The sequence below is a fragment of the Bacillus sp. FSL L8-0152 genome (genome assembly GCF_038006365.1).
Lineage (GTDB): Bacteria > Bacillota > Bacilli > Bacillales > Bacillaceae_G > Bacillus_A > Bacillus_A cereus.
This window is the reverse complement of the sequence record NZ_JBBOVB010000001.1, coordinates 5207258-5230000: the sequence shown is the minus strand read 5'-3', so window position 1 is coordinate 5230000 and position 22743 is coordinate 5207258. Positions and strand designations below refer to the sequence as shown.

The window sequence follows — 22743 nt, the reverse complement described above, 5'->3', positions numbered from 1 at the left end:
AAATAATTTTTATAGGAGAGGATGACAATAGAAAAAAGAACCAGCTTTATATGTCTATTTCTCTTTAGTTTAGTAGCATGCTCATCATCTAACACTACAATTGATAAGAAGAACGATGTCATTGTAAAGGGAACCAGGATTTCCAATCTAGATAAATTTGAAAATTTCGTTTTGAATGTCGAACAAAGGGAAGTTGATAAAATAAGAATTGTACAGTATACCCTTGAAGGGGACCCGATTTTTCAAACGTTAGAGTATAGTGGGAACGATATATTTTATGTTTCAGATAATAGAAAAGACAAATTTGCTGGGAAGGATAAAGGGTTACATAAAGATAGTTGTAAAAGTATTGTTAAAGAGCAGCGCGAATCAGAAAGTACTTATCGGTTAATAGATTGTATGAATGAAGCTGGGCGCAATGGATATGACTTAGTATATGTACCTAAAAAATAGAATTATTAGAGGAAGGAAGTATTTACTCCTTCCTTTTTCTATGTGTATATTGTCGAAAACTTTACCGAATATCTGTTCGTTTTTTTAGGTTTTTTATAGGCATTCGTGGTAAAATAATAATACAGATTTTTATGAGGAGGTCGGATTTTACTTGGAACATCAATTTGAAATTATATCAGCGTATTCCCCGCAAGGTGATCAGCCGGTAGCTATAGAGAAGCTTGTAGAGGGAATTAATAGTGGAAAGAAAAAGCAAGTGTTGCTTGGAGCGACAGGAACGGGTAAGACATTTACGATTTCAAATGTCATTAAAGAAGTGCAAAAGCCAACACTTGTTATGGCTCACAATAAAACGTTAGCAGGACAGTTATATAGTGAGTTGAAAGACTTTTTCCCGAATAATGCAGTTGAGTATTTTGTTAGTTATTACGATTATTATCAGCCGGAAGCGTATGTACCACAAACAGATACGTTTATTGAAAAGGACGCGCAGATTAATGATGAAATTGATAAATTGCGTCACTCGGCAACGTCTGCATTATTTGAACGGGACGATGTAATTATCGTTGCGAGTGTATCGTGTATATATGGTTTAGGTTCTCCTGAAGAATATCGCGAGTTAGTTGTATCACTTCGAGTTGGTATGGAGAAGGACCGCAATCAATTGCTTCGTGAACTTGTTGATGTACAGTATGGACGTAATGATATTGATTTCAAGCGTGGTACATTCCGTGTGCGCGGAGATGTAGTTGAAATCTTCCCGGCATCACTTGATGAGCATTGTATTCGAATTGAATTTTTCGGCGATGAAATTGATCGTATTCGTGAAGTAAATGCGTTAACAGGTGAAGTATTAGCAGAACGTGATCATGTAGCAATCTTCCCAGCATCTCACTTCGTTACACGTGAAGAGAAAATGAAGGTCGCTATTGAAAATATCGAAAAAGAATTAGAAGAGCGTTTAAAGGAGTTAAATGATAACGGTAAGTTGCTAGAAGCACAGCGTATAGAGCAACGTACACGTTATGATTTAGAAATGATGCGCGAGATGGGCTTTTGTTCAGGGATTGAAAACTATTCCCGTCATTTAACACTTCGTCCAGCGGGTGCAACACCGTATACGTTATTGGACTATTTCCCGGAAGATTTCTTAATTGTTATGGATGAGTCGCACGTATCAGTGCCACAAGTAAGAGCGATGTATAACGGGGACCAAGCACGTAAGCAAGTGCTTGTGGATCATGGATTCCGTCTGCCGTCAGCTTTAGATAATAGACCGCTCATGTTTGATGAGTTTGAGGAGAAAACAAATCAAGTTATTTACGTTTCGGCGACGCCAGGACCGTACGAGTTAGAGCAGTCACCAGAAGTAATAGAACAAATTATTCGTCCAACAGGGCTTTTAGATCCACCAATCGATATACGACCTATTGAAGGGCAAATTGACGATTTATTAGGAGAGATTCAAGATCGTATTGCAAAAAATGAACGTGTATTAATTACGACTTTAACGAAGAAAATGTCAGAGGATTTAACGGACTACTTAAAAGATGTAGGAATTAAAGTGAACTATCTTCATTCTGAAATTAAAACGTTAGAACGTATTGAAATTATTCGTGACCTTCGCCTTGGTAAGTTTGATGTACTTGTCGGTATTAACTTATTACGAGAAGGATTAGATATTCCAGAAGTATCACTTGTAGCGATTTTAGATGCTGATAAGGAAGGGTTCTTACGTTCAGAGCGCTCATTAATTCAAACAATTGGTCGTGCCGCGCGTAATGAAAACGGCCGCGTTATTATGTACGCAGATCGTATAACAAGATCAATGGGAATTGCAATTGAAGAAACGCAGCGTCGTCGTACTATACAAGAAGCCTACAATAAAGAGCATGGTATTACGCCGAAAACGATTCAAAAAGGCGTACGTGATGTAATCCGTGCAACGACAACTGCTGAAGAGACAGAAACATACGAAGCAACTCCTGCTAAGAAAATGACGAAAAAAGAGCGTGAAAAGACAATTGCGAAGATGGAAGCAGAGATGAAAGAAGCAGCAAAAGCGTTAGACTTCGAGCGTGCAGCTGAACTAAGAGATTTACTATTAGAATTAAAAGCGGAAGGGTGAAAAGAGTGAGTAAGAGCAAGGATTTTATCGTTGTAAAAGGTGCTAGAGCACATAACTTAAAAAATATTGATGTAACCATTCCGAGAAATCAGCTTGTCGTTGTAACGGGATTGTCTGGTTCGGGGAAATCATCATTAGCATTTGATACGATTTATGCAGAAGGGCAGCGCAGATACGTAGAATCGTTATCTGCGTATGCGCGCCAGTTTTTAGGACAAATGGATAAGCCGGATGTAGATACGATTGAAGGATTGTCACCAGCGATTTCAATCGATCAAAAAACGACGAGTCGTAATCCACGTTCAACTGTCGGAACGGTAACGGAGATTTATGATTATTTACGTTTATTATTTGCGCGAATTGGTACGCCAATTTGTCCAAATCATGGGATTGAAATTACATCACAAACAGTAGAGCAGATGGTAGACCGTGTTCTTGAATATCCTGAACGTACGAAATTACAAGTGTTAGCTCCTATCGTTTCTGGGCGTAAAGGTGCGCATGTGAAAGTACTTGAAGATATTAAGAAGCAAGGATATGTTCGTGTACGTGTTGATGGTGAAATGCTTGATGTGTCTGAAGAGATTACGTTAGATAAAAATAAGAAGCATTCTATTGAAGTTGTAATTGACCGTATTGTTGTAAAAGAAGGAATCGCAAGCCGTCTTGCTGATTCACTTGAAAGTGCATTAAAGCTTGGCGGAGGCCGAGTGTTAATCGATGTAATGGGAGAAGAGGAACTTCTATTTAGTGAACATCATGCTTGTCCGCATTGTGGTTTTTCAATCGGAGAATTAGAGCCGCGTATGTTCTCATTCAACAGTCCGTTTGGAGCATGTCCTTCTTGTGATGGACTTGGTTCAAAGCTAGAGGTAGATTTAGAGCTTGTTATCCCGAACTGGGATTTATCATTAAATGAACATGCGATTGCACCTTGGGAACCGACAAGTTCACAATACTATCCACAACTTTTACAATCTGTATGTAATCACTACGGCGTTGATATGGATATGCCTGTGAAAGATATACCGAAAGATTTATTTGATAAAGTGTTGTACGGAAGCGGGGAAGAGAAGGTTTATTTCCGCTATGTAAATGAATTCGGTCAAGTAAAGGAAAATGAGATTTTATTTGAAGGTGTTATTCCAAACATTGAACGTCGTTATCGTGAAACGAGTTCTGATTACATTCGTGAGCAAATGGAAAAGTATATGGCAGAACAAGCTTGTCCGAAGTGTAAAGGCGGCCGCTTAAAGCCTGAAAGCTTAGCTGTTTTTGTTGGTGATAAAACGATTGCTGACGTAACGAAGTATTCAGTTCAAGAAGTACAAGAATTTTTCTCGAATGTAGAGCTAACGGAGAAGCAACAAAAAATAGCTCATTTAATTTTAAGAGAAATTCAGGAGCGCGTTGGATTCTTAGTGAACGTTGGTTTAGATTATTTAACGCTAAGTCGTGCGGCTGGTACGTTATCAGGTGGTGAGGCGCAGCGTATTCGCTTAGCGACGCAAATTGGTTCTCGTCTAACTGGCGTACTTTATATTCTTGATGAGCCTTCAATTGGTTTACACCAGCGCGATAACGATCGTCTTATTCGTACATTGCAAGAAATGCGCGATTTAGGTAATACATTAATCGTTGTTGAGCATGATGAAGATACGATGATGGCTGCTGATTATTTACTTGATATCGGACCAGGTGCAGGTATTCACGGTGGACAAGTTGTATCGGCAGGGACACCAGCTGAAGTGATGCAAGATGATAATTCGTTAACAGGAAAATATTTAAGCGGTAAAGAGTTTATTCCAGTTCCACTTGAAAGACGTAAAGGTGACGGACGTAAAGTGGAGATTGTCGGCGCAAAAGAGAATAACTTAAAGAATGCAAAAATGTCATTCCCACTCGGTACGTTTGTAGCGGTAACAGGTGTATCTGGATCAGGTAAAAGTACGATGATTAATGAAGTACTATATAAATCGTTAGCGCAAAAGTTATATAAAGCGAAAGCGAAGCCAGGTACTCATAAAGAGATTAAAGGTCTTGAACATTTAGATAAAGTAATTGATATTGATCAATCGCCAATTGGTCGTACACCACGTTCTAATCCAGCGACGTACACAGGTGTATTCGATGATATTCGTGATGTGTTTGCACAAACGAACGAAGCCAAAGTGCGCGGATATCAAAAAGGACGTTTCAGCTTTAACGTAAAAGGTGGCCGTTGTGAAGCGTGCCGTGGTGATGGAATTATTAAAATCGAAATGCATTTCTTACCAGATGTGTATGTTCCGTGTGAAGTTTGTCACGGTAAACGATATAATCGTGAAACGTTAGAAGTGAAATATAAAGATAAGAATATTTCTGAAGTGTTAGGGATGACAATTGAAGATGGAGTAGAATTCTTCGCCAATATTCCTAAAATTAAGCGTAAACTTCAAACGCTTGTAGATGTTGGGCTTGGTTATATGAAATTAGGTCAACCAGCAACAACATTATCTGGTGGGGAAGCACAGCGTGTGAAATTAGCTTCTGAATTACACCGTCGTTCTACAGGTCGTACGTTATATATTTTAGATGAGCCAACGACTGGGTTGCATGCGCATGATATTGCACGTCTTCTAGAAGTGCTGCAACGTCTTGTTGAGAGTGGTGAGACGGTACTTGTAATTGAACATAATTTAGATGTGATTAAAACAGCTGATTATATTGTTGATCTTGGACCAGAAGGCGGGGACAAAGGTGGACAAATCGTCGCTTCGGGAACGCCAGAGCAAGTAGTAAAAGAAGAGCGCTCGTACACTGGTAAGTATTTAAAAGAGATTTTAAATCGTGATAAAGCAAGAATGAAAGAGAAAATAAAAGAAGTAGAGTTATCGCAATAAGTTTATTGATGAAAACCGAGTGGAAATGACGCTCGGTTTTTATTTTACGAGGAAAAACTAGTAAGTATGTTAGTAGGTATACAAGCATGAAAGATAGAATAAGTTGATATAAGTGTTTGTATCATACTTGCGTTTATTATCTATTAGCGTATGATGAAATATATATGTTTAAAAGGATGTGTAACGAAATGAGATGGATTGTATCACTTCTTGTAAATAGCGTTGTGTTAATCGCTGTATCGGGGCTTTTAAAAGGGATTGCACCAGATGCATTTTACGTAGCAAATATACAAACTGCAATTATTGCGAGTATTATATTGGCGGTTTTAAATGTGTTCGTAAAGCCATTTTTAATTTTAATTACGCTACCAATTACTGTTGTAACTTTCGGCTTCTTCTTAATTGTTATTAATGCGATTACGTTAAAAATAGCAGATTCATTATTAGGAGATGCTTTTAATATATCAGGATTTGGTGTAGCGATTGTTGCGGCAATTTGTATTTCAATTTTTAATATGATTATTGAGAAGGCAATTGTGGAACCTCTATATGAAAAAAAGAGAAAATGACAAAAAGAAAAACATTTCATTATTCGTATGAAATGTTTTTTTCTATTTATTAGAAACCGTATTTCTTGTTTCCAGAAAAAAATGGTACAATATCCGGTAGAATGGAATTTTACATCAAACGAGACTGAACCCGCAGCGGAGTGGAGGTTTATACATATGCCAAAAGTAAGGACAAAAGATTTAATTGAACAATTTCAATTGGAGTTAATAAGTGGTGAGGAAGGAATTCATCGTCCGATTGATACAAGTGATTTATCACGACCTGGAATTGAAATGGCAGGATTCTTTACATATTATCCAGCTGATCGCGTGCAGCTTCTTGGAAAAACGGAGCTTACGTTCTTTGATACGTTAACAACAGAGCAAAAACAAGAGAGAATGAAAGCGCTTTGTACCGAGGAGACGCCATGTATTATTATAACTCGTAATCAAGATGTACCAGATGAGTTATTACAAGCATCACGTGAATCAGGCATGCCTTTATTACGTTCTTCTCAAACGACAACGAGATTATCAAGTCGTTTAACTAATTATTTAGAAGGTAAGCTAGCACCAACAACTGCTGTTCATGGTGTATTAGTAGATATTTACGGTGTTGGTGTTTTAATTACAGGTCAAAGTGGTGTTGGTAAAAGTGAGACAGCTCTTGAACTTGTGAAGCGTGGTCACCGCCTTGTTGCGGATGACAGTGTAGAAATTCGCCAAGAAGATGAAGACACATTAGTAGGAAGCTCACCAGATTTAATTGAGCATTTATTAGAAATTCGTGGTCTAGGTATCATTAACGTTATGACGTTATTCGGTGCAGGGGCAGTGCGAAATTATAAGCGTATTACACTTGTTATTAATCTTGAAATTTGGGATCAAAAGAAAAACTATGATCGCTTAGGTCTTGATGAAGAGAAGATGAAAATTATTGATACAGAACTTACGAAGATTACACTTCCAGTTCGTCCTGGTCGAAACTTGGCTGTTATTATTGAAGTAGCAGCGATGAACTTCCGTTTAAAGCGTATGGGAGTCAATGCAGCACAGCAGTTCTCAGAACGATTAATGAGTGCGATTGAGTTAGGGAATCAGGAGTAAACATTGGAGAGGGAGGTCATACATATGCTGTTAGGTTCTGTACCGCAGCTTGACCGCGTAGCTGTCCAACTTGGGCCGTTTCCTGTTTATTGGTACGGGATTATTATCGGTACAGGTGTGCTATTAGGTCTTTGGCTAGCAACTCGCGAGGGAGAAAGGCTAGGTATTCCAAAAGATACATTTGTTGACCTTGTATTAATTGCAGTACCGATCGCTATTCTATTTGCGAGAATGTACTATGTTATTTTTGAATGGGAATATTACGTGCAAAACCCGAGTCAAATTATTAATATTCGTCAAGGTGGCTTGGCGATTCATGGTGGTTTAATCGGAGCGGTTATAACAGGGATTCTTTTTGCAAAGCGACGCGGGGTTTCATTCTGGAAGTTGGCGGATATTGCTGCACCAAGTATTTTATTAGGACAAGCAATTGGCCGATGGGGAAACTTTATGAACCAAGAGGCGCATGGTGATGAAGTAACGAGACAGTTTTTAGAAGGTCTTCATTTACCAGATTTCATTATTAATCAAATGTATATTGAGGGTGTGTACTATCATCCGACGTTTTTATATGAATCATTATGGAATTTTGCAGGTGTAATTTTACTACTTGCATTAAGAAAAGTGAATTTACGCCGCGGGGAATTATTCTTCACATATTTAATTTGGTATTCAGTAGGACGCTTCTTCGTAGAAGGCTTACGTACAGATAGTTTAATGCTAGGACCACTTCGTATTGCACAAGTAATGTCAATTGGACTTGTTGTTATTTCTATTATTTTCATTATTGTGAGACGAAAAATGGGGCAAGCTGATAAAAGATATTCGGAAAATTAGAGAAAAGTAGCATCTTATTATAAGATGCTGCTTCTTTCATATTCAGGAAGGCGAAAGGACTAAGGCAATGAGAATAAATACAGTGTTATTTGATTTAGATGGAACTTTAATTAATACAAACGAACTTATTATTTCTTCTTTTTTACATACTTTAAATACGTATTATCCAAATCAATATAAGCGTGAAGATGTGTTGCCATTTATCGGTCCATCTTTGCATGATACTTTCAGTAAGATTGATGAAAGTAAGGTTGAAGAGATGATTACAAGTTATCGCGAATTTAACCATGATCATCATGATGAATTAGTAGAAGAATATGAAACTGTATATGAAACAGTTCGAGAGTTGAAGAAGCAAGGTTATAAAGTTGGTATTGTTACAACGAAAGCGAGACAAACCGTTGAGATGGGATTACAGTTGTCAAAGCTTGATGAATTTTTTGATGTTGTCGTGACAATTGATGATGTAGAGCATGTGAAACCACATCCAGAGCCACTTCAAAAAGCGCTTGAATTATTAGATGCAGAACCAGAAGAGGCATTGATGGTTGGAGATAATCATCATGATATTGTCGGTGGTCAAAATGCGGGGACGAAAACAGCTGCGGTTTCATGGACGCTGAAAGGTAGAGCGTATTTAGAGGCTTACAAGCCGGACTTTATGCTAGATAAAATGAGCGATTTGCTACCGATTTTGTCTAATATGAACCGTTCATAAAGGTCCAAGTAAGTTAGTAGAGGAGCGAGCTAAGTGCGACGGACAACGCGCTATCCTGTTTCAGGAGAAAATTCATTATGGAATGTGTATAAAACAGTGTCTTTTTGGAAGGTAATGAAAAACTTTATTATTATCCAAATTGCGCGTTACACGCCAGTTTTATCTGTGAAGAATTGGTTGTACCGCACTTTTTTACGGATGAAAGTAGGAAAGAAAACATCATTTGCGCTTATGGTAATGCCGGATATTATGTTCCCGGAAAAGATAACTGTGGGAGAGAATTCGATTATTGGCTATAACACAACGCTTTTAGCGCATGAATATTTAATTCGTGAATATCGACTTGGGGAAATCGTCATTGGAAATGAAGTGATGATTGGAGCGAATGTAACAATATTACCAGGTGTGAAAATTGGAGACGGTGCGACTGTCTCAGCTGGCACACTTGTTCATAGAGATGTACCGAGCGGTGCTTTCGTAGGTGGAAATCCAATGCGTATTATTTATACGAAAGAGCAAATGACCGCAAGAGAAGGTTCATGGTGAAAATGTAACATTTCTCCTCTTTTTTTATGAATAAAAAGGAAATAATTGAGTATAATATACTGTTTTGTTTTTTACGGAATCGTTTATACTTATAGATAGAAGAATGTGTGAGCGAAGAAAACAAAAAACTGGAGGATATATGGGGAAAAATCAAAGGATATATAAGGAGAACGGACAAGTTATCTCTTTTAATCAATTAGCGGACTTCTTTTATAAAAAAGGGATGAGAGCTTACAAAGGGCAAAAGTTGCAAGATGCAATTAAATATTTTCGAAGAGCGGCACAAAGTGAGAAGGAGCCGTTTATTTTATGTCAATTAGCAACAGTATTATCTGAGGCTGGTGAATATCAAGAGTCGAACCAAATCTTCTTAAAGTTAGTTAGATCTAATCCAGAACTTGAACAGTGCTATTATTTTATTGCAAATAATTATGCATATATGGGGTTATTTCAACAGGCGAAGAAATATGCGGATCGTTATTTAGAAGTTGCAAAAGAGAAGGAATTCGTAGAAGATACATTAGAACTTCTTGAGATTATGGAAGAAGAAGCAATGGGTGCGGAAGAGATTGAAGATGAAGATGATTTAATTGTTATGCAGGAAGAAGCGAATCGTTATATTCGTAATGGACAATTGGAAGAAGCAATTGCTACATTAGAAATTGTTACGAAAGATTATCCGGAATTTTGGTCAGGTCATAATAATTTAGCCATTGCACATTTTCAATCGGGTAATGTAGACAAAGCACTGAAGTTAACAGAAATGATTTTAGAGAAAAATCCTGGTAATATACATGCGCTTTGTAATACGCTTATTTTTCTATATTCAATTGGAGAGCATAAACAAGTAGAAGCGTTAGCGGGACAGCTAGTTTCGGTATATCCGATTTCATTTGAACATCGTTTGAAACTGGGAACTACACTTGCAACAATTGGTTATTTCGAGCATGCATATAAATGGTTCAAACTATTAAAGCGTCAAGGGTACGAAGGAGACGTTAGTTTTTATTATTGGTTTGCATATTCTGCGTATATGGTGAAAGATCAGCAACTAGCTGAAAAAATGTGGCAACATGTCGTGGACTTGCATCCTGATAAAAAGGGAAAAGAACCGTGGAATGCGCTGAATTTAGCAGATGAAGGACAAAACGTGTTATTTGAAGAATTACGAAAATCATTTCAGCAAAGTGCGACGCTAGAAGAACAAATGCTAGCTTTATATTTAATGAATGAATTGTCAACGCCGGAGAAGGTTGGATTCTTCTTTGATATAACGCAAGCGAAGAACGGTGTTCCCATCGTATCGCAACTTGCAAAGTACTTCTTTTTACTTAATAGTCATAAGAGTATTCCAGCTGATTTACAACAATTTGAGCAGTGCGCGAGAATCGCGGATGCCTTATACAATTATACGAAAAAAGATGATGAATTAATTGAAGAGTGTTTACACTTTTGGTTTTGTACGTTCATACGTTTATATACATCTGGAGACATATTTACAAATGTGTACGGCTGGTCAGCTGCGATTGAATACATTGTACGCGGCGAACAAGGAAATAAAATGACACAGTCGGAGCTTGGAGATGTATATAATGTATCTGTAGCGACTGTCCGAAAGTATGTGCAAGCTGTTAAGCGTATGCACACATAAGATAAGCAAATCATTGGGAAAAAAATGATGCTAACAGTATAATGAGGGTAACTTAATTGTGTAGGAATGGATAGGAGTGAATAGTGTGTCAGAAGAAAAAATTTATGATGTCGTTATTATTGGTGCAGGACCAGCTGGTATGACAGCTGCAGTATATACATCTCGTGCAAATTTAAGCACATTAATGCTTGAGCGTGGTATTCCAGGTGGCCAAATGGCAAACACGGAAGATGTAGAAAACTACCCAGGTTATGAGTCTATTTTAGGACCAGACTTATCAAATAAAATGTTCGAGCATGCGAAGAAATTTGGTGCTGAATATGCATACGGTGATGTGAAAGAAGTCATCGATGGTAAAGAATACAAAACAATTATTGCTGGTAAAAAAGAATATAAAGCACGTGCAATTATCGTTGCAAGCGGTGCAGAGTATAAAAAAATTGGTGTACCGGGTGAAACAGAACTTGGCGGCCGAGGTGTATCATATTGTGCAGTATGTGATGGGGCATTCTTTAAAGGAAAAGAACTTATCGTAATTGGCGGCGGAGATTCTGCTGTTGAAGAGGGTGTGTTCTTAACACGCTTCGCATCAAAAGTAACGATCGTTCACCGTCGTGACACGCTTCGTGCACAGAAAATTTTACAAGACCGTGCTTTCCAAAACGAAAAAGTAGATTTCATTTGGAACCACACTATAAAAGAAATCAACGAAGCAAGTGGTAAAGTAGGAAGTGTAACACTTGTAGACGTAAACAGTGGAGAAGAGAAAGAAGTCAAGACTGACGGCGTATTCGTATACATCGGTATGTTACCATTATCAAAACCATTTGTTGAACTAGGTATTACAAATGAAAATGGTTACCTTGAAACGAACGAACGTATGGAAACGAAAATTCCTGGTATTTTCGCAGCTGGTGATGTTCGTGAAAAAATGCTTCGTCAAATTGTAACTGCAACAGGTGACGGTAGTATTGCAGCACAAAGTGCACAACATTACGTAGAAGAATTATTAGAGGAATTAAAAACTGTATCAGAAAAATAAGGGATAATATACCTTGTGAGAAGAAAGCTACCGACAGGAGCTTTCTTCTTTTTTTGTGTGAAAATGTCAAAGTATTGTCAAAAAATATAAGGATTATAAGCTTTCTTATTGATATACTGGACTTTACGGAAAAAATCACTATAAGAAATGAGGAATTTATTCAGTATGGAATGGCGTAATATATATCGTGGATTTTGTATGGGCGTTAGTGATTTAATTCCTGGTGTGAGCGGCGGTACAATCGCTGTTGTGTTAGGGATTTATGAACAATTGCTTGCGGCAATTAGTGGATTCTTTAGTCGTGAATGGAAAAAACATTTAGGGTTTTTAATTCCACTTGCAGCTGGTGTGGCAGCAGCGTTTTTAACGTTAAGTCATGTTATTAAATATTTACTTGCAAATCATTATGAACCGACTCAATTTTTCTTCCTCGGTTTAATTATTAGTATATTACCGATGTTAATGAGAGAAGCTGATGCAAAGTCGTCGTTTAAAGGTAAGCACATTGTTTTATTAATAGTTGCAGCAATTCTTGTTGCGATCACAGCTTTCTTTAAACCAGATAAGGCAGCAGATCCAATTACGACGTTAACAATTTTAAATGCAATTGGTTTATTTTTCGCAGGATGGATGGCTAGTATGGCTATGCTACTTCCTGGGATTAGTGGATCGTTTATTTTATTAATTATTGGTGTGTATCCAACAGCAATTAACGCTTTAACTACACTTAACTTACCTTTAATCGTGGTTATCGGTGCTGGTGTTATGGTTGGATTTGTTGTAAGTAGTAAAGGCATTAGTTTTTTATTAGATCGTTATAAAAGTATGACATTTGCGGCAATTATTGGACTAGTTATCGGTTCGATTGTAATTGTGTTCCCTGGTATTCCAACCGGCGGATTTTCAATTATAAGTTCAATTATTACCTTTATTTTAGGATTTGCGATTGTTACTTATTTCGGTAAGAAATAAGGGCTTTAATCCCCTTGGCGATAAAAATCGTTAAGGGGATTTTTCATGCTATTCATTAAAAGTCTAAGCATTTACATTGCTTGTTATGGAAAGCTTTTTTAAAATTGTTGAGTAGCATATGCTTAGCGAAAGAGGACTGGCTCCTTCGTTGTAGCAAACTGTTTTTGATAGTATAATGAAAGAAGTATGCAGTGAGAAATTTTACTGCAAGTAGCTGAGGTGAAGAAACATGCAAAGAGTGACAAACTGTGTGTTAATTAGAGATAATGAAGTACTCTTACTCCAAAAACCTCGCCGAAATTGGTGGGTTGCACCAGGCGGGAAAATGGAGCGTGGTGAGACTGTAAGAGATTCCGTTGTTCGCGAATATCGTGAAGAAACAGGTATTTATTTGAAAAACCCAGCGTTAAAGGGGGTCTTCACCTTTGTCATCCAAGAAGGTGATAAAGTTGTTTCTGAATGGATGATGTTCTCCTTTTTAGCGACAGATTTTGCAGGAGAAAACAAACTAGAGAGCGAAGAAGGCATCATTGGTTGGCATACATTTGATAAAATTGATGATTTAGCAATGGCGCCAGGAGATTATCACATTATTGATTATTTAATTAAAGGAAATGGCATAATCTACGGTACATTTGTATATACCCCAGATTTTGAGTTGCTTTCATATCGATTAGATCCGAGTTAAACCGTCAAGGAGAGGATACGATGACAGAGAATAATGATATAAAAATGGTAATTATTACAGGGATGTCTGGAGCTGGAAAAACAGTAGCTTTACAAAGTTTTGAAGATTTAGGATATTTTTGTGTAGATAATTTACCACCGATGTTATTGCCAAAGTTTATTGAGCTTATGGCGGATTCAAAAGGGAAAATGAATAAAGTGGCACTTGGTATTGATTTACGTGGCCGCGAGTTTTTCGAGCATTTATGGGGAGCACTTGATGATTTATCAGAACGTACATGGATTATTCCTCATATTTTATTTTTAGATGCGAAAGATAGTACGCTTGTAACTCGTTATAAAGAAACGAGACGTTCGCATCCACTTGCACCAACTGGTTTGCCGTTAAAGGGAATCGAAGCAGAGCGCAATTTATTAACAGATATGAAGGCACGAGCAAATATTGTGCTTGATACATCGGATTTAAAACCGAAAGAATTACGTGAAAAAATTGTTCACTTGTTCTCAACAGAAACTGAGCAAGCATTTCGTGTAAATGTTATGTCATTTGGATTTAAGTACGGTATTCCAATTGATGCAGATTTAGTATTTGATGTTCGTTTTTTACCAAATCCATATTACATTCCACATATGAAGCCATTAACAGGACTAGATGAAGAAGTTTCTTCCTATGTACTGAAATTTAATGAGACACATAAGTTTTTAGAGAAGTTGACGGATCTGATTACTTTCATGCTGCCTCATTATAAAAGAGAAGGCAAAAGTCAACTTGTAATTGCAATTGGATGTACAGGTGGACAGCATCGTTCTGTTACGCTTACAGAATACCTTGGGAAACATTTGAAACCAGAGTATAGTGTTCATGTATCTCATCGTGATGTGGAGAAGAGAAAGGGCCATTAAGGGATGAAAAAAGAGAGAAAGCCTAAAATTGTCATTATGGGAGGCGGGACTGGACTTTCTGTTTTATTAAGAGGATTAAAGCAATATCCTGTTGATATTACAGCAGTTGTTACAATCGCTGATGATGGTGGCAGTTCGGGTAGATTACGTGATGAGCTAGAAATTCCACCTCCAGGTGACATCCGTAACGTACTGGTTGCGTTATCGGATGTAGAGCCACTGGTGGAAGCTTTATTTCAGCACCGTTTCACAACAGGAGACGGACTGAAAGGTCATGCGTTAGGAAATCTATTGTTGGCAGGTATGACCTCGATTACAGGAGACTTTTTCCATGCAATTACGGAAACAAGTAAAGTATTAAATGTCAGAGGACGTGTATTACCAGCAGCGAATCAAAGTGCGGTACTTCATGCGGAACTTGAAGATGGGGAAATTGTCACAGGTGAATCAAAGATTCCCTATTACGGAAAGAAGATTAATCGTGTCTTTTTAACTCCAGAAGATGTAGAGCCATTGCATGAAACGTTGGCTGAGATTAAACGAGCTGATTTACTTGTTTTTGGGCCAGGAAGTTTGTATACGAGTATATTACCCAACTTAGTTGTTAACAAAATTGGGGACGCTGTTCTTGCTGCAAAGGCGAAGAAGGTATATGTATGTAACGTTATGACACAAGCGGGTGAAACGATGGGATATACTGCTTTTGATCATGTGCAGGCGTTACACGATCATTTAGGGCAACCATTTATTAATACTGCAATTGTAAATAACCGTGAGATTCCTTGTGAATTACGTAAGTTATATGAGGAAGAAATGTCTACACCAGTTGTAGTGGATGAAGAACGTTTTGCTGAAAATAATATTGATGTTATTCAAGAGGGATTAGCGAAGTATGATGATCGTGTTGTAAGGCATGATACGTTAAAGTTAGCTTCGATTTTATATTCATTGTTATAAATGTGCGTTGCCTCGTTTGAGGTGGCGCTCCTCATTCATATAGGACAAGAATTTTGTTCCATAATAATCGTATAAGGAGGTGTTGACTGTGTCATTTGCATCAGAAACAAAGAAAGAGTTGACGAATCTTGAAGTGAAAGAATGCTGTGAGAAAGCAGAATTATCGGCGTTACTTCGAATGAACGGATCGCTTTCTTTTTCAAACCGTCGTCTATCTATCGATATTCAAACAGAAAATGCGGCAATTGCAAGAAGGATTTATACGCTTTTGAAAAAAGGATATGATGTGACGGTAGAATTACTTGTTCGTAAAAAAATGCGATTGAAGAAAAATAATGTATATATCGTAAGGCTTGTTGAAAAGTCTCGCGAAATATTAGCCGATCTTCATATCGTTCGAGATGACTTTTCATTTATTCGAAATATATCACAAGAATTGATTGAGAAGAAGTGTTGTAAACGATCGTATTTACGCGGTGCATTTTTAGCAGGTGGTTCAGTAAATAACCCAGAAACATCATCTTATCATTTAGAGATCTTTTCGTTATATAAGGAACATAATGATGCTATATGTGAACTGATGAACGGATTTGATTTAAATAGTAAGACGTTGGAAAGAAGAAAAGGGTACATTACGTATTTGAAAGAAGCGGAGAAAATTACGGAATTTTTAAATATTATTGGTGCTCATAATGCACTTTTAAGGTTTGAAGATATTCGAATCGTACGTGATATGCGTAATTCCGTAAATCGTTTAGTGAACTGCGAAACAGCTAATTTAAATAAAACAATTGGTGCAGCGCTAAGGCAGATTGAAAATATCCGCTATATTGATGAGACGGTTGGTCTTGATATATTGCCAGATAAACTACAAGAGATTGCGCAACTACGAAGAGATTATCAAGATGTAACATTGAAAGAGTTAGGTGAGATGGTATCCGGGGGGAAAATTAGTAAATCGGGTATTAATCATCGTTTGCGTAAAATCGATGAAATTGCAGAGAAATTACGCGCGGGGGAAACGGTAGCAAAAAAATAAGAGGTTAAAGGGGAAATGGAGCTGTGGTTCAAAAACGAGTTCAGGTTTCATTAAAAAACGGTTTACAAGCACGTCCGGCTGCGTTGTTTGTACAAGAGGCAAATCGCTTTCATGCAGATATCTTTATTGAGAAAGATGGAAAGACAGTAAATGCAAAGAGCATAATGGGGATTATGAGCTTAGCGATTGGAACTGGAAGCATGATAACAATTACAACAGAAGGTTCAGATGCACAAGAGGCTTTAGAAGCATTAGCTGCATATGTACAATAAAGAGCTATCGCGTATATGCGATAGTTTTTTTGTTTTGTTGTTTGTGCGGATTAGCGGGGAGGGGTATTTAGCTGGTTTGTCCTTGTCGGAGATTGTCGATAAATCGATATGTTGTGTCGAACCGTTGATATATTAAAAAAATCGTTGATATAATTTGAGTTTTGTTCGATATAATTGAAAAATCGTTGATATATTTAGAGGGATACTGGATGGGGTATGTGAGCGGGGAACAATATATAAAAGAAGCGCCCAATTATAGGGCGCTTCCGCTTTTAGTTATATCTAGCTCTAGCGTTTAGAATCTCCGGTTGTTTCGCCCCTTCATTCGAGGCAAAAAGCGCCTCGGAATCAGGGGCTCCATCGCCCTGCGATTCTAAACGAGCCGCTTTCGCTTTTAAGTATTAACGATTTGTAAAGATCTTATCGATTAAACCGTATTCTAAAGCTTTTTCCGCTGTCATGAAGTTGTCGCGGTCTGTGTCGCGTTGTAGTACTTCAAGTGGTTGACCAGTGCGGTCAGCAAGAATTTGGTTTAGTTTTTCACGTAAGAATAGGATACGTTTTGCAGCGATTTCGATTTCAGTCGCTTGACCTTGTGCTCCACCAAGTGGTTGGTGAATCATTACTTCACTGTTTGGAAGTGCATAACGTTTTCCTTTTTCACCTGCTGCAAGTAAGAATGCACCCATAGATGCAGCCATACCGATACAGATTGTTGATACTTGTGGTTTAATAAACTGCATTGTATCATAGATTGCCATACCTGCTGTGATAGAACCACCAGGGCTGTTGATGTAGATGTGAATATCTTTTTCTGGATCTTGAGATTCCAAGAATAAAAGCTGGGAAACGATTGAGTTAGCTACGTTGTCATCAATTGCACTACCAAGCATAATGATGCGGTCTTTTAATAGTCGAGAGTAAATATCGTAAGCGCGTTCTCCACGATTTGTTTGTTCAATTACTGTAGGAATTAAATTCATCTGTTATTTCCTCCTTATAAAGCTTTCTTAGTCTTATAATACAATTATGGTCAATAAAGGTCAAACGAAACCACTTTAAATCAAAAAAATATGTAGTTGTACCATGAAATATTCGCTATGTTTTCGAAATTCCCTGCTTATGTATCTTCAACATCATAACCGAATTACATAAATTTAAACGTTATGAAAACTGGAGAAAAAAGAAAAGAACGCCGTTTAACTGAAGCGTTCTTTCGATAATTAGTCTTTTAAAAGATAGGTTACTTTATTTAAAATCTTTTCAATTTGTTTCGCGTTTTTACTATACATTTCGCTTGCTGACTTCGACTTTGTTTCTAGGGAAAATAGTTCAAGATCAGCATGACATTTTTTTAAAGATGCTAATAATAAAGGTTTGTTTTGAGGAGAAGGCATTTGGAGTTTGTCATTGTAAATGTCGATAGTAAGTTGTCCGTATGAATCCACTTGACCGAGAAAGACATTTTCAATAACAACGCCGAGTTTTTCTAATTCTGAATGTAGCCAAGCGCGGTTATGTCCGCTTGCTGAAAGAGGTTCATCTAGTACATTTCCATCCATAATAACAGTTTGTGGTTCTTTTTCATTTGGCACTTTTAAACCGATGTCTTTTGCAGTAAGTGGCTGAGAATCTTTCTTTAATAATACATTTAATTCTCCGCTCGGTTCTAAGACAGCAAATTCGACTTCAGCTACGCTGAACGCACTTTTTCCACGGAGAAGTTCCAGTAATTCGTCACTCGTATATTTTTCTTTCTTCAAGTTATCTTCGAGTATCTTTCCGTCTTTTATTAATACGGTAGATTTCCCTTCAAAGAAGTCCCGAGCTGTTTTGTTCTTTAAAGAGAGGATTCCTGTGAAAAAAGGTACCGCAGCGAAAATGAGTATCGCAAAGACGCCGTGGAAAAATTTCGAATCGAGCCCTGTAGATACTTGGGCAGCGATGTCACCGATTGTCATTCCGGCAATGTATTCAAAAAAGGATAGCTGAGAGATTTGTCTTTTCCCTAACCATTTCGTAATAGCGAATAAAATAATTAATATGAATACAGAGCGCAGAATGACAAGTGTCCATTCCGGCAGGTGAGACATAGTCATTTCCTCCAGTCTACTTAAAACCCTTTATATTGAGGTTCTTCACGTTCTAATACTGAAACTCTATTCTGTAAATCAGCGATGATGCTGTCCATTTCTAACATACATTCGTGAAATATACGTTTTGATTCTTCATCCTGTGAATTTAGTGAAAGAGAGCTTAAACTTGCTTGAGCGCCCCTTACACTGGCAAGGCAGGTTTTAACGCTAGCGATAACTGTCATACGAACACCTTATCCTTTCGGTTTGAATAACAATGCTCCAATGAAGCCGAAAATAATAGCTGCTGATACACCGGCGCTCGTTACTTTAAACATGCCAGTAATAACGCCAACGATGCCATGTTTTGCAGCTTCTTCCATTGCACCATGAACTAGGGCATTACCAAAGCTTGTAATAGGTACAGTTGCCCCGGCTCCAGCGAAATCAATTAATGGCTCATACAAATTAAATCCATCTAATATAGCTCCGGCAACAACGAGTGTTGCCATTGTATGAGCTGGTGTTAACTTGCCGACATCAAACATAAGTTGGCCGATTACACATATGAGTCCGCCAATGACGAAAGCCCAGAAAAAAATCATTGCGTTGCACCTCCAAATTCAATCGAAACGGCATGAGCGATACACGGAATCGTTTCTTCTTGTTGGAATGTAAGTGGAGATAGTAAAGCGCCTGTCGCAACGACAAGTATTTTTTTGAACTCTCCTCTTTTCATTCGGTTTAATAAATGACCGTAAACGACTGTTGCGGAGCATCCAGGCCCGCTAGCACCAGCTATGACAGGTTGTCCTTCTCTATAAATGATAATTCCGCAATCTTGAAACTGTTCGCTCTTTACTTTGGTTCCATGCTTATGTAGTAAATCGTAAGCAATTTCGCGACCGACATGGCCAAGATCACCAGTCACGATTAGGTCATAGTAAGAGGCATCGATTTGTCGTTCGCGTAAATGGGCTTCGATTGTATCAACTGCAGCTGGAGCCATCGCGCCCCCCATATTAAAAGGGTCTGTTAATCCCATATCAATAACTCGTCCAATCGTTGCAGAGGTTACTCTTGGACCATGTCCAGTATCGCTTAAAATGGCGGCTCCTGCTCCGGTTACTGTCCACTGTGCAGTAGGTGGCTTTTGTCCGCCGTATTCGGTAGGATAGCGGAATTGTTTTTCTACAGCTGTATTATGACTGGATGCACCAGTTAATAAATATTTTGCGCCTTTTGCATTTACGATACTTGCCCCAAGTGCTAAACCTTCCATAGAAGTAGAACAAGCCCCGAATAATCCGAGATAAGGAGTGCCAAGTGTCCGGCAAGCAAAGCTTGTTGGAGTAATTTGATTGATTAAATCTCCTGCAAGTACAAATTGAATATCATCTTTACGAAGCTCTGCTTTTTCAGTAGCGCGGCTACAAGCTTCTTCGAATAAAATTTTATGTGCTTTTTCATAGGAATCTTGTCCGAGCCATAAATCTTCATGAAGGATATCGAAGTCTTCTGGGATGTTCCCCTTTGCTTCAAACGGTCCACCAACGACTCCTGTCGAAATAATAACGGGTTTATTTTCAAATACCCACGTTCGGTGTCCTTGTAACATTTATAGACCTCCCCATTGAACGAGAATCGTTTTAATAAGTGCGATGACGAAAGCTGAAAATACACCAAATAAAATAACAGAACCCGCTAGTTTAAACATATTGCCGCCAACACCAAGGACGAATCCTTCCGTTCGGTGTTCGATACATGCTGCAATAACAGAGTTACCAAATCCAGTAACAGGTACAGCTGTACCAGCACCAGCAAACTGTCCAAAACGATCGTATATACCAAATCCAGTTAGTAACATAGAAATGAAAATAAGAGTTGCGACTGTTGGATTTCCTGCTGAGCGTTCAGTGAAATCAAAATATGTGATGTAAAAAGTAGAAATGAGTTGTCCGATGAAGCAAATAAAACCACCGACGAAAAAGGCTTTTATACAATTTTTTAAGACAGGTCGTTTCGGTTCGCGTTCTTGTTCGAATTTTTTATACTCCTGTTGTACAGGGGTTAAGTTTTTATCTTTACTAGACATTGCAATCCTTCCTTTTCTTTTAAAAAGCGTTAAGTGTTAGACTCCATTTTTTTACCAATGAATTTTAATTGTTTATTAATTTCATCTTTAGATACTTCTTTTTCCTTAATTTTTCTTTCGAGTTTTTCGAGTAACATAAAGATTTTTTTATCTGTACTGACACGAACATCGAAAGTAGGATGCTCATCACTTAGCTGCTTTTGAAGCTTTTTACGAAGAGGTTTTAATCCAAACCTTTCGTGATGCTCAGGTGTAACTGCTATGTAGAGATCTAAATTTGAATTCACTGCTGTGCTTTTTATAATTTCATCCATAGCGAGAGCTCTTTTCTTCGCTCCTTGTGATATAGATTGATTAAAGGATTCCGTACTCGTCTTTGTTAACTTTGGACCTTTTTCTTTCTCCGTTCGTTTTGCTTCTTCTTTCACTTTTTTATCTAAAGGACTATTATCACATCCGGTAAAAGAGCTAAATAGAAGTGCAAATAATGCGGTTATGAGGCCGAGTTTTCGCATAATTATCATTCCATTTCTATTGCAATATGTAATGTGATAGAAAAAGGATGACTGCATATCATCCTTTTTCTATTTCACAGCAAGACTGATTCGTTATTGCTGTGAGTATTGTGGTTCTTCTTGTTGGACTTCTTCAACGCGTGGGTTTAAAGAATCGATAATCGTTTGTGTTTGCTGCGCAGCTGTTTGGAAAAGTTGCTTAGCTTGTTGGTTATCCGTATCAAGAGCGAATCCCTCTAAGCTAGCTTGTGCACTTTTTAATCCAGAAACAGTTTGCTTTAATTTTGTAATTACAGTCATTGAATGAAGCCCCCTTTGGAATATCAATTCAAAGATTATAATTTGTGAGTTGGGGTGAATTTATGATTGGAAAATTTAGGGGTGGAATAGATTTTATATGCTTTTAGCTAAGATGCATAAGGTATTACGGGGATATTTTTATTGATTTAGATGGATTTTATTGCTATTATTATGAGAAGAAAATGAAGTGTTTTCTATAATCATGCGCCCATAGCTCAGTCGGATAGAGCGGTGGTTTCCGGTACCACGTCTGCCGGGGGTTCGAATCCCTCTGGGCGCGTCAAAAAGTCCTAACTTACGTTTTGTAGGTTAGGACTTTTTTATTTATCTCATTATTTGAGGGTTAAACAAAACAAACTGATGGAAGTCTCATTTTATATGTGTACTTTCAAAATGCCTTGTCTCATTGCTTCTGTTAAAGCTTCGGAGCGTGATCCTACTTTTAATTTTTTGAAGATTTTTGTTAGGTTGTATTCTACAGCTCTTGAACTCATGTACAGTTCATCAGCAATTTGTTTATTGCTACTTCCTTTAGAGACGGATTCTAAGATTTCTAATTCTTTTTGTGTAAGAAGAGCGGTTTTATTTTTAAGTTGTTGAGTCGTTATATCGTCTGTACGTAGTTGACGTAATAACGAAATAGGAAGTAAAGTATATCCGTTTACAGCTGCACGAATTGCCATTAATAGCTCTTGTTGAGAAGCTGATTTACTAATAATGCCGCTGATACCAGAGTTTATTAATAAATTGAATTGGGATACATATTCAAAACCTGTATATAAAATGATTTTTGCATCTGTTTGAATATGTAATATTTTCTGGGCGAGTTCAATACCACTACAATTGGGCATATTCATATCCAAGAGGTATACGTCAAAAGGTGTAGCGTCACTTTTTATGAGTGCTTCCTGTTCATTTAAAATATATTCTGCTTGCATATCTTCTTCTAATTCAATCATGCTCTTTGTTCCTTCGCCTACAATTTGATGATCATCTACAATTAATACTCGAATCAT

25 protein-coding genes and 1 tRNA gene are annotated in these 22743 nt (G+C 37.7%); 17 read left to right on the top strand and 9 right to left on the bottom strand.

Annotation, left to right across the window (positions count from 1 at the left end; translation table 11 throughout):
* The first annotated feature begins 21 nt into the window (after window positions 1-21).
* The 16 genes from MHH27_RS26650 to MHH27_RS26575 all read left to right on the top strand — a co-directional run bounded on the left by MHH27_RS26650 (window position 22) and on the right by MHH27_RS26575 (window position 16742).
* The gene (locus MHH27_RS26650) at window positions 22-453 is read left to right on the top strand and encodes a DUF4362 domain-containing protein (RefSeq protein ID WP_098566811.1); all 432 of its coding nucleotides are present in this window, start codon (window positions 22-24) and stop codon (window positions 451-453) included.
* A 151-nt stretch (window positions 454-604) separates the two neighbouring features.
* The gene (gene uvrB, locus MHH27_RS26645) at window positions 605-2581 is read left to right on the top strand and encodes an excinuclease ABC subunit B (protein WP_000400989.1); all 1977 of its coding nucleotides are present in this window, start codon (window positions 605-607) and stop codon (window positions 2579-2581) included.
* A 5-nt stretch (window positions 2582-2586) separates the two neighbouring features.
* Window positions 2587-5463, top strand: coding sequence for an excinuclease ABC subunit UvrA (uvrA, locus tag MHH27_RS26640; protein ID WP_000045587.1), 2877 nt, complete (start codon window positions 2587-2589; stop codon window positions 5461-5463).
* Window positions 5464-5651: 188 nt separating this feature from the next.
* Window positions 5652-6032 carry a phage holin family protein gene (locus MHH27_RS26635; protein WP_001267308.1) on the top strand — a complete coding sequence of 127 codons (381 nt, stop codon included), beginning with the start codon at window positions 5652-5654 and terminating at the stop codon, window positions 6030-6032.
* 156 nt (window positions 6033-6188) lie between these two features.
* Window positions 6189-7118, top strand: coding sequence for an HPr(Ser) kinase/phosphatase (gene hprK / locus MHH27_RS26630; RefSeq protein ID WP_001127251.1), 930 nt, complete (start codon window positions 6189-6191; stop codon window positions 7116-7118).
* A gap of 24 nt (window positions 7119-7142) precedes the next feature.
* Window positions 7143-7955: a prolipoprotein diacylglyceryl transferase gene (gene lgt, locus MHH27_RS26625; protein WP_098566810.1), complete on the top strand. Its 813-nt coding sequence runs from the start codon at window positions 7143-7145 to the stop codon at window positions 7953-7955.
* 67 nt (window positions 7956-8022) lie between these two features.
* Entirely contained in the window at window positions 8023-8673 is a 651-nt protein-coding gene (gene ppaX / locus MHH27_RS26620) for a pyrophosphatase PpaX (protein WP_340944618.1), read from the top strand.
* A 33-nt stretch (window positions 8674-8706) separates the two neighbouring features.
* On the top strand, window positions 8707-9219 hold the full coding sequence (locus MHH27_RS26615) for an acyltransferase (RefSeq protein ID WP_075717075.1): 513 nt from the start codon (window positions 8707-8709) through the stop codon (window positions 9217-9219).
* 139 nt (window positions 9220-9358) lie between these two features.
* Window positions 9359-10870, top strand: a complete 1512-nt coding sequence (locus MHH27_RS26610) for a tetratricopeptide repeat protein (protein ID WP_340944616.1) — start codon at window positions 9359-9361, stop codon at window positions 10868-10870.
* A gap of 85 nt (window positions 10871-10955) precedes the next feature.
* Window positions 10956-11912: a thioredoxin-disulfide reductase gene (trxB, locus tag MHH27_RS26605; RefSeq protein WP_001288078.1), complete on the top strand. Its 957-nt coding sequence runs from the start codon at window positions 10956-10958 to the stop codon at window positions 11910-11912.
* 165 nt (window positions 11913-12077) lie between these two features.
* Window positions 12078-12884: a DUF368 domain-containing protein gene (locus MHH27_RS26600; RefSeq protein WP_000455196.1), complete on the top strand. Its 807-nt coding sequence runs from the start codon at window positions 12078-12080 to the stop codon at window positions 12882-12884.
* Between the two features lie 229 nt (window positions 12885-13113).
* Complete coding sequence (locus tag MHH27_RS26595) at window positions 13114-13572, top strand: NUDIX hydrolase (RefSeq protein WP_001190080.1); 459 nt, start codon at window positions 13114-13116, stop codon at window positions 13570-13572.
* Between the two features lie 20 nt (window positions 13573-13592).
* On the top strand, window positions 13593-14474 hold the full coding sequence (gene rapZ, locus MHH27_RS26590; RefSeq protein ID WP_000138459.1) for an RNase adapter RapZ: 882 nt from the start codon (window positions 13593-13595) through the stop codon (window positions 14472-14474).
* A 3-nt stretch (window positions 14475-14477) separates the two neighbouring features.
* Window positions 14478-15431, top strand: coding sequence for a gluconeogenesis factor YvcK family protein (locus MHH27_RS26585; RefSeq protein WP_000712187.1), 954 nt, complete (start codon window positions 14478-14480; stop codon window positions 15429-15431).
* Between the two features lie 88 nt (window positions 15432-15519).
* Window positions 15520-16470: a DNA-binding protein WhiA gene (gene whiA, locus MHH27_RS26580; RefSeq protein WP_000006566.1), complete on the top strand. Its 951-nt coding sequence runs from the start codon at window positions 15520-15522 to the stop codon at window positions 16468-16470.
* A 23-nt stretch (window positions 16471-16493) separates the two neighbouring features.
* A complete protein-coding gene (locus MHH27_RS26575; RefSeq protein ID WP_075717077.1) occupies window positions 16494-16742 on the top strand; it encodes an HPr family phosphocarrier protein in 249 nt (82 codons plus the stop codon).
* A 401-nt stretch (window positions 16743-17143) separates the two neighbouring features.
* Here the strand turns inward: MHH27_RS26575 and clpP are convergent, their stop codons facing one another.
* The 8 genes from clpP to MHH27_RS26535 form a co-directional block, all read right to left on the bottom strand.
* Window positions 17144-17725, bottom strand: a complete 582-nt coding sequence (gene clpP / locus MHH27_RS26570) for an ATP-dependent Clp endopeptidase proteolytic subunit ClpP (protein ID WP_001049162.1) — start codon at window positions 17723-17725, stop codon at window positions 17144-17146.
* A 240-nt stretch (window positions 17726-17965) separates the two neighbouring features.
* The gene (locus tag MHH27_RS26565) at window positions 17966-18835 is read right to left on the bottom strand and encodes a DUF421 domain-containing protein (protein WP_053563375.1); all 870 of its coding nucleotides are present in this window, start codon (window positions 18833-18835) and stop codon (window positions 17966-17968) included.
* Window positions 18836-18855: 20 nt separating this feature from the next.
* A complete protein-coding gene (locus tag MHH27_RS26560) occupies window positions 18856-19062 on the bottom strand; it encodes a DUF1657 domain-containing protein (RefSeq protein WP_000215906.1) in 207 nt (68 codons plus the stop codon).
* A 9-nt stretch (window positions 19063-19071) separates the two neighbouring features.
* On the bottom strand, window positions 19072-19422 hold the full coding sequence (gene spoVAE, locus MHH27_RS26555; RefSeq protein WP_000575919.1) for a stage V sporulation protein AE: 351 nt from the start codon (window positions 19420-19422) through the stop codon (window positions 19072-19074).
* Window positions 19419-20435: a stage V sporulation protein AD gene (gene spoVAD, locus MHH27_RS26550; RefSeq protein ID WP_053563377.1), complete on the bottom strand. Its 1017-nt coding sequence runs from the start codon at window positions 20433-20435 to the stop codon at window positions 19419-19421. Before spoVAD ends, spoVAE begins: the two co-directional genes overlap by 4 nt.
* Window positions 20436-20912, bottom strand: coding sequence for a stage V sporulation protein AC (gene spoVAC / locus MHH27_RS26545; protein ID WP_000095399.1), 477 nt, complete (start codon window positions 20910-20912; stop codon window positions 20436-20438). It lies immediately after the preceding gene.
* Window positions 20913-20941: 29 nt separating this feature from the next.
* The gene (locus tag MHH27_RS26540; RefSeq protein WP_001228545.1) at window positions 20942-21427 is read right to left on the bottom strand and encodes a YhcN/YlaJ family sporulation lipoprotein; all 486 of its coding nucleotides are present in this window, start codon (window positions 21425-21427) and stop codon (window positions 20942-20944) included.
* 93 nt (window positions 21428-21520) lie between these two features.
* Complete coding sequence (locus MHH27_RS26535) at window positions 21521-21727, bottom strand: DUF1657 domain-containing protein (protein WP_000216166.1); 207 nt, start codon at window positions 21725-21727, stop codon at window positions 21521-21523.
* A 204-nt stretch (window positions 21728-21931) separates the two neighbouring features.
* On the opposite strand from MHH27_RS26535, the gene MHH27_RS26530 reads away from it, so the two are divergent.
* Window positions 21932-22007: transfer RNA gene (locus MHH27_RS26530), tRNA-Arg, on the top strand.
* A gap of 94 nt (window positions 22008-22101) precedes the next feature.
* On the opposite strand, the gene MHH27_RS26525 is transcribed toward MHH27_RS26530, so the two are convergent.
* Complete coding sequence (locus MHH27_RS26525) at window positions 22102-22743, bottom strand: response regulator transcription factor (protein ID WP_098235684.1); 642 nt, start codon at window positions 22741-22743, stop codon at window positions 22102-22104.